At 65.9% G+C, this 7,809-nt stretch carries 6 protein-coding genes; 3 read left to right on the top strand and 3 right to left on the bottom strand.

The window, feature by feature from the left end; translation table 11 throughout:
• Positions 1 to 99 precede the first annotated feature (99 nt).
• Positions 100 to 789 (bottom strand): RlmE family RNA methyltransferase, encoded by a 690-nt coding sequence (locus tag JQ587_RS15145; protein ID WP_212425790.1) that lies wholly within the window; start codon positions 787 to 789, stop codon positions 100 to 102.
• Between the two features lies 1 nt (position 790).
• Complete coding sequence (locus tag JQ587_RS15140) at positions 791 to 1,864, bottom strand: Ppx/GppA phosphatase family protein (protein ID WP_212425789.1); 1,074 nt, start codon at positions 1,862 to 1,864, stop codon at positions 791 to 793.
• Between the two features lie 208 nt (positions 1,865 to 2,072).
• Between JQ587_RS15140 and JQ587_RS15135 the strand changes: the two genes are divergently transcribed.
• Positions 2,073 to 4,442, top strand: a complete 2,370-nt coding sequence (locus JQ587_RS15135) for a xanthine dehydrogenase family protein molybdopterin-binding subunit (RefSeq protein ID WP_212425788.1) — start codon at positions 2,073 to 2,075, stop codon at positions 4,440 to 4,442.
• A 100-nt stretch (positions 4,443 to 4,542) separates the two neighbouring features.
• On the opposite strand, the gene JQ587_RS15130 is transcribed toward JQ587_RS15135, so the two are convergent.
• Positions 4,543 to 5,343: a hypothetical protein gene (locus JQ587_RS15130; protein WP_212425787.1), complete on the bottom strand. Its 801-nt coding sequence runs from the start codon at positions 5,341 to 5,343 to the stop codon at positions 4,543 to 4,545.
• Positions 5,344 to 5,448: 105 nt separating this feature from the next.
• Here JQ587_RS15130 and JQ587_RS15125 point away from each other — a divergent pair, with 105 nt between their 5' ends.
• Positions 5,449 to 5,940, top strand: coding sequence for a YaiI/YqxD family protein (locus JQ587_RS15125; RefSeq protein WP_212299282.1), 492 nt, complete (start codon positions 5,449 to 5,451; stop codon positions 5,938 to 5,940).
• 2 nt (positions 5,941 to 5,942) lie between these two features.
• A complete protein-coding gene (locus tag JQ587_RS15120; RefSeq protein WP_212425786.1) occupies positions 5,943 to 7,754 on the top strand; it encodes an ABC-F family ATP-binding cassette domain-containing protein in 1,812 nt (603 codons plus the stop codon).
• Positions 7,755 to 7,809 lie beyond the last annotated feature (55 nt).

The following is a 7,809-nucleotide window of genomic DNA, read 5'->3' as shown; positions in this document are numbered from 1 at the left end:
CCTTCAAAAACGGCCTCGAATACTTCAAAGCCGCCGCAGCCGGATGGAGCCTCAGAGATACGTGCATGCCCTAGGGCCTTCACCGGGACGACAGCGGAGTTATTGCGCCTTCGCCTCGCCCCGAAAACCCGTCGCCAGCACGTAACGCTCGGACGAATCCTGCCGGCTCGCCGCGGGCTTCACATGACGCACCGTCGCAAAGTCGCGCTTGAGCTGGGCGAGCAGATCGGCATCGGCGCCGCTCTGGAACGTCTTGGCCAGGAACGTGCCGCCGGGCTTGAGCACGTCGCAGGCGAACGCGGCGGCGGTCTCGACCAGACCGACGATGCGGAGCTGGTCGGTCTTGCGATGGCCGGTGGTGTTGGCGGCCATGTCCGACATCACGACATCGGCGCCACCGCCCAACATCGCGGTGAGCTTGTCGGGCGCGTCATTGTCCATGAAATCGAGCTGCGCGAAGTCGACGCCGGGGATCTCCGGCATCTCCAAGAGATCGATCGCCACGACCTTGCCCTTGCCATCGACCGAGCCGACCCGCTTGGCTGCGATCTGGCTCCAGCCGCCGGGCGCGGCGCCGAGGTCGACCACGGCCATGCCAGGCTTGAGCAGGCGGAACTTGTCGTCGATCTCGAGCAGCTTGAACGCCGCGCGCGACCGATAGCCGGCCGCCTTGGCCTTGGCGACGTAGGGATCGTTGAGCTGCCGCTCCAGCCAGAGCTTCGACGACAACTTGCGCTTGCCGCCGGTCTTGACCTGGACGTGCAAGCGGCCGGTGGTGTCTTTGGCCATCTCACCAGCTCCTGAGCGCGCCGTCCTCGCGCATCATCTCGACCAGCATGCCCTCGCGCAGGCCGCGGTCGGCGACGCGCAGGCGCGGCAGCGGGAAGGCGCGGCGGATCGCATCGAGAATGGCGCAGCCGGCCAGCACGAGATCGGCGCGCTCGACGCTGATGCAGTTGTTGTTCGCGCGCTCCTCGTAGCTCATGCCAAGCAGTTTGTTGATGGTCGCGGTGATGTCGGTGTCGTTCATCCAGATGCTGTCGATGCGGCGGCGGTCGTAGCGCGCGAGATTGAGATGGATGCCGGCGAGCGTGGTCACCGTGCCCGACGTGCCGAGCAGATGCATGTCGTTGAGATCGCGGCCATGGGCTTCCGCGAAAGGCGCGACATGGTTGGCGACCTCCTGCTCCATCGCGGCATAGATCTCCGGCGTCACGTCGCGGCCACCGAACTGTTCGGCCAGCGTGACGACGCCGTACGGAATCGACATCCACGCCTTGATGCGCGGCTCCGGATTTTGCGCGTCGCGCTCGATCCGCACCAGCTCGGTCGAGCCGCCGCCGATATCGAACAGGATGGCACCTCTGCCCCGGGGATCGACCAACGGCGAGCAGCCGAGCATGGCGAGCGAGGCTTCCGTTTCGCGGTCGATCACCTCGAGCTCGATGCCGGTCTCGGCCGCGACACGGCTGCGGAAATCTTCCGCATTGGAGGCCGCGCGGCAGGCTTCGGTCGCGATCAGCCGCAGCCGCCGCGCTTTCCGTAAGTTGATCTTGTCCCGGCAGATGCTGAGCGCGGCGATGGCGCGATCGATCGCCGCCTCGCTGATGTTCCCCGTGGCCGAGACGCCTTCGCCGAGCCGGATGATGCGCGAAAAGGAATCGACCACGCGAAAGCCGTCGTGGGTCGGACAGGCGATCAGGAGCCTGCAATTGTTGGTGCCGAGGTCGAGCGCCGCATAAACGCCGGTTCCCGACGCCTGCACGGGGACGGCGGGCTCAGTGGCCAACGCCACCGCCACCATCGACCCCTCCAGCTCACCGTGCGGCGCAAGGCCGTCGCGGAGCCGCGTGTGGTCATTCATACAAACTGTCTTTCCGCGGCCGGTCGGGCCGGTCTGGAATTGATTTTTCGCCTGAAACATTAGCAGCGCGGCGGGTATGCGCAACAACGCATCACATAGGACCATGTCCATTCGTGCGTTGTCGTGAACGGGTCGGTGGGTTATCTCAGGGGATCCGGTCCCCCAGGCGCCCACAAACCGCGCAATTGCCGGCTTTTCAGGTCATTCCATGCAAGAACACACGAAATCCTCGACGCTCGAAAACGCTATTGCACTGCAAAAATACGGCGTCGGGCAGCCGGTCCGCCGCAAGGAGGACGACACGCTGGTGCGCGGCAAGGGCCGCTACACCGACGATTTCAACCTGCCCGGCCAGGCCTATGCCGTGATCGTTCGCTCGACCCATGCCCATGGAATCATCCGCGGCATCGGTATCGATGCCGCCAAGGCGATGCCGGGAGTGCTGGGCGTGTGGACCGGCAAGGACCTCGATGCCGCCGGCTATGGCCCTTTCACCTGCGGCCTGCCGCTGAAGAGCCGCGACGGCTCGCCCCTGCTCCAGACCAACCGCCAGCCACTCGCCACCGACAAAGTTCGCTTCGTCGGCGACCCCGTCGCCTTCGTGGTGGCCGACACGCTGGCGCAGGCGCGCGATGCGGCCGAGGCCGTCGAGCTCGACATCGAGCCCCTGCCCGCGGTGACCGATCCCGAGGAGGCCACCAAGCCCGGCGCGCCACAACTTTACGACCACATCCCGAACAACGTCGCGCTCGACTATCATTATGGCGACATGGAGAAGGTCAACGCGGCCTTCGCCAGCGCCGCCCATGTCACCAAGGTCGACATCGAGAACACCCGCGTCGCCGTGGTGTCGATGGAGCCGCGCGTCGGACTTGCCTCCTACGACAAGGCCACCGAGCGCTACACCATCCAGATGCCGACGCAGGGGGTGGCGGGCAACCGCGCCAACCTTGCCAAGAACCTCAAGGTGCCGAACGAGAAAGTGCGCGTCCTCACCGCCAATGTCGGTGGCTCCTTCGGCATGAAGAACGTCAACTATCCCGAATACATGTGCATCCTGTACGCGGCGAAGGCGCTGGGACGCCCGGTGAAGTGGCTCGACGAGCGCTCGACCAGCTTCCTCTCCGACAGCCACGGCCGTGCGCAAAAGATCCATGCCGAGCTCGCGCTCGACGCCGAGGGACATTTCCTCGCGGCGAAGCTTTCGGGCTACGGTAATCTCGGCGCCTACATCACCGGCGTTGCGCCCGGCCCGCTCTCGCTCAACACCGGCAAGAACTTCTCCAGCGTCTACCGCACGCCCCTGATGGGCATCGACATCAAGACGGTGCTGACCAACACCACGCTGATGGGCGCCTATCGCGGCGCCGGCCGGCCCGAGGCCAACTACTACATGGAGCGGCTGATCGACCGCGCCGCCGACGAAATGGGCATCAACCGGCTGACAATGCGCAAGCGCAACTTCATCAAGCCGAACCAGATGCCGTTCGCGGCCTCCTCCGGCGTCACCTATGACAGCGGCGACTTTCAGGCCGTCTTCGCCAAGGCGCTCGACATCTCCGACCACGAGAACTTCGCCAAGCGCAAGAAGGAGAGCAGGAAGGCCGGCAAGCTGCGCGGCATCGCGGTCGGCTCCTATCTCGAGGTCACCGCGCCGCCAAGCCCCGAGCTCGGCAAAATCGTGTTCGATGCCGATGGTACCGTGCAGCTCATCACCGGCACGCTCGACTACGGCCAGGGCCACGCCACGCCGTTCGCCCAGGTGCTGTGCGCGCAGCTGGGGGTTCCCTTCGAGAGCGTGAAGCTGGTGCAGGGCGACAGCGACATCGTCCACACCGGCAACGGCACCGGCGGCTCACGCTCGATCACTGCGAGCGGCATGGCGATCGTGGGCGCCGCCAAGCTCGTCATCGAAAAAGGCAAGCGCGCCGCCGCACACATGCTCGAGGCGTCCGAGGCCGACATCGAGTTCGCGGACGGCAGCTTTACCATCGCCGGCACCGACCGCAGCATCGACATCATGGAGCTCGCCAGGCGCCTGCATGACGGCAAGGTGCCGGACGGCGTGCCTGATAGTCTCGACGTCGACCACACCAGCGAGCCGGTGCCGTCAGCGTTTCCGAACGGCTGCCACGTCGCCGAGGTCGAGATCGATCCCGAGACCGGCGTGGTGCAGATTGTGCGCTACAGCGCGGTCAACGATTTCGGCACGGTGATCAACCCGCTGCTGGTCGCCGGCCAGCTTCATGGCGGCGTCGTGCAGGGCATCGGCCAAGCGCTGATGGAGCACGTCCGCTACGACGAGAGCGGCCAGCCGATCACGGGCTCGCTGATGGACTATGCTCTGCCTCGCGCGGAAGATGTGCCCAGCATGACGGTCGGTGACCACCCGGTGCCGGCCACGACCAATCCGCTCGGCAGCAAGGGCTGCGGCGAAGCCGGCTGTGCCGGCAGCCTGTCGACGGTGGTGAACGCGGTGCTCGACGCGCTCTCGGACTACGGCATCAAGCACATCGACATGCCCTTGACCCCGGAGCGCGTGTGGCGCGCGATTCAGGACGCGAAGGGGGCGGTGTAAACGGCGTTCGTCGTTCCGGGGCGATGCAAAGCATCGAACCCGGAACCTTGAGATTCCAGGTTCGGTCCTGCGGACCGCCCCGGAATGACGGTGCTGGCCGCTACGCCGCCGCCTGCTCGCGCGGCTGGTAGATCGCGGTGTGCTGGCAGTGTGCAATCGGCGTCGTGCCGTTGGCGACGACGAGCGCGTCGAGTTCGACGAAGCGGTGGCCCTTCTTCTCGTAATTCGCGGTGACTTTTGCCCGCGCGGCGATCTCGTCTCCGGCGCGCGCGGCCGACAGGAGCTGCATGCGGCTGCCGACATGGATCCACGGGCCCAGAATCGTGTTGTCGACCAGCACGCGGTTCATGACGCGCTGGATCAGGCCGGGATGACCGAGCCTCTCGCGCGTAAAGATCGGATCGGTTTCCCTGACATCAGTGAGATAGTCGGTCGCGTCCTGCCCGGCCCAGCTGCGCGGCGTCGTGCCGAGCCATTTGCCGACCTCAAAGGTCGTCGGGCTCACCGGCTTGCGCTCGGCAACTGGAGCCACTTGGACGTAGTCGCTCAGTGACACCGCAGGCGCCGCCGCCGGCAGCGACGCCGTGCCCGTAGCGCACAGTGCGGTGCGACTGAACACCTCGATCGTCAGCAGGCCGTTGTGCTCGGTTGCATCGACATCGGCGGTCTCGCCGTCATAGACCGGCTTGATGAAGCGCGCCTCGACCAGCCCGCGGCTGAGGAAATCGCGGCCCCAGCGCGCCACCGGCACGTGCATCATGTAGGCGAAAACATCGACGCCGGGGACCAGCCCACCGGAAAAGCCGAAGCGGCGCGCTACCGTGTCGTCGTGCATCTTGTTTTCGGACTGCTTTGCGGTGTTGTGGGCCGCGACGCGGTAAGTTTCGAGCCGGTTCGGCATGACGGCCTTCCCTGTGCTTTTGTTGTTTCACGGCCGATCGTAGGCCCCGGGGAACAGCGGTCAATCCCCTCGCCTTTGCGGCCCGAATGGGGTACCACGCGGCGAATGACTGACATCCCCACCCGCATCTATGTCGACGCCGACGCCTGCCCGGTGAAGGACGAAATCTACCGCGTCGCGCTCCGCCACGGCGTGCCCGTCAGCGTGGTCGCCGGCAACTTTATCCGCGTGCCGCAGGACCCGCTGATCGAGCGCATCGCCGCCGGCTCCGGCATGGATGCGGCCGACGACTGGATCGCGGAGCGGGCCAAGCCAGGCGACGTGGTCATCACCTCCGACATTCCGCTGGCGAGCCGCTGCGTGAAAGCGGGCGCCGACGTGATCGCGCCGAACGGCAAACCGTTTACGGAGGAGTCGATCGGCATGACGCTGGCGGTGCGCAATCTGATGACGGATCTGCGCTCGGCCGGCGAAGTCACCGGTGGCCCGCGCTCGTTCGCGCCGCGCGACCGCTCCGCCTTCCTCTCGGCGCTCGACCAGACGCTGCGCCGGATTCAGCGCCGCCGCGCCGATCAAGCTGCGACGAGCCAGAGCTGACCATGGCACCGCCGCTGATCCAACTCAAAGACATCAAGCTCACTTTCGGCGGCACACCGCTGCTGTCGGGTGTCGAGCTCAACGTTGCACCATCCGAGCGCGTCTGCCTGATCGGCCGCAACGGCTCCGGCAAGTCGACGCTGCTGAAGATCGCGGCCGGGCTCGTCGAACCCGACGGCGGCACGCGCTTCGTGCAGCCCGGCGCCACCGTCCGCTATCTGCCGCAGGAGCCCGACTTCGGCGAGCACAAGACTACGCTTGCCTATGTCGAGTCCGGGCTTGCGCCCGGCGACGACCAGCACCAGGCCCGCTATCTGCTGGAGCAGCTCGGCCTCACCGGCGAGGAGAACCCGCATCACCTCTCCGGCGGCGAGGCCCGTCGCGCGGCGCTGGCCTATGTGCTCGCGCCCTCGCCCGACATATTGCTGCTGGACGAGCCGACCAACCATCTCGATCTCGCCACCATCGAATGGCTGGAACAGGAGCTCGACAGCCGCCGTAGCGCGCTGGTCATCATCAGCCACGACCGCCGCTTCCTCACCAACCTCTCGCGCTCCACCGCATGGCTCGACCGCGGCAGGATCAAGCAGATCGACCGCGGCTTTGCCTCGTTCGAGAGCTGGCGCGACGAGGTGCTGGCGGAGGAAGAGCGCGACCAGCACAAGCTCGACCGCAAGATCGTCGACGAGGAGCACTGGCTGCGCCATGGCGTTTCCGGCCGGCGCAAGCGCAACGTCAAGAGGCTCGCCAATCTGCACGCGCTGCGCGACCAGCGCCGCAATTATCGCGGCACAGCGGGCACCGCCAGTCTGGCGGCCGCGGAAGCCGAGCAATCCGGCAAGCTGGTGATCGAGGCGAAGGGCATCACCAAGGCCTATGGCGATCGCGTGATCGTCGACAATTTCTCCACCCGCATCCAGCGCGGCGACCGGCTCGGCATCATCGGTCCGAACGGGGCCGGCAAGACCACGCTGGTCAATCTGTTGACCGGCGGCGCGCAGCCGGATTCAGGCATCGTGCGGCTCGGGGCGAACCTGGAGACGGCCACGCTCGACCAGCATCGCGAAAGCCTCGATCCCAACTCGACGCTGGCCGAGGCGCTGACCGGCGGCCGTGGCGACCAGATCATGGTCGGCGGCAAGCCGAAGCATGTGGTCGGCTACATGAAGGACTTTTTGTTCGCACAGGAGCAGCGCGGCACGCCCGTGGAGGTGCTCTCCGGCGGCGAGCGCGGCCGGCTGATGCTGGCGCGTGCGCTGGCAAAGCCGTCGAATCTCCTTGTGCTGGACGAGCCGACCAACGATCTCGATCTCGAGACCCTCGACGTGCTCGAGGAGATGCTCGGTGACTACGACGGCACGGTCATCCTGATCAGCCATGACCGCGATTTCCTCGACCGCGTCGTCACCTCCGTGATCGCGCCCGAAGGTAACGGCAAGTGGATCGAGTATGCCGGCGGCTACAGCGACATGCTGGCGCAGCGCGGTGCGGATTTGAAGCGCGAGACGGCGAAGACGCAGCCGGTGGCGGAAAAGAAAGAGGAGCGCACCTCCGCCCCCGTCTCCACATCCAAACGGAAGCTGAGCTTCAACGAAAAACACGCGCTGGAAACGCTGCCGCAGAAGATGGAAACGCTGCAGGCGGATATTGCCAAACTGCAGCGCGTGCTCGACGATCCCAATCTCTATGCCAAAGATCGCAAGAAATTCGACGACGCCTCCGCCGCCATCGCCAAGGCGCATGAAGCACTGTCAGCCGCCGAAGAGCGCTGGCTCGAACTTGAAATGCTCCGCGAAGAAATCGAACAGGCCTAGCGCACATTCCGCAAAAGTGGGTCCCGGTTTTGTGACCAGAATGCGCGCCAACTAA

It is taken from the genome of Bradyrhizobium manausense (genome assembly GCF_018130615.1).
Taxonomy (GTDB): Bacteria; Pseudomonadota; Alphaproteobacteria; order Rhizobiales; family Xanthobacteraceae; genus Bradyrhizobium; species Bradyrhizobium manausense_A.
The sequence above is the reverse complement of the archived record's forward strand: the minus strand, read 5'-3'. Positions and strand labels throughout refer to the sequence as shown.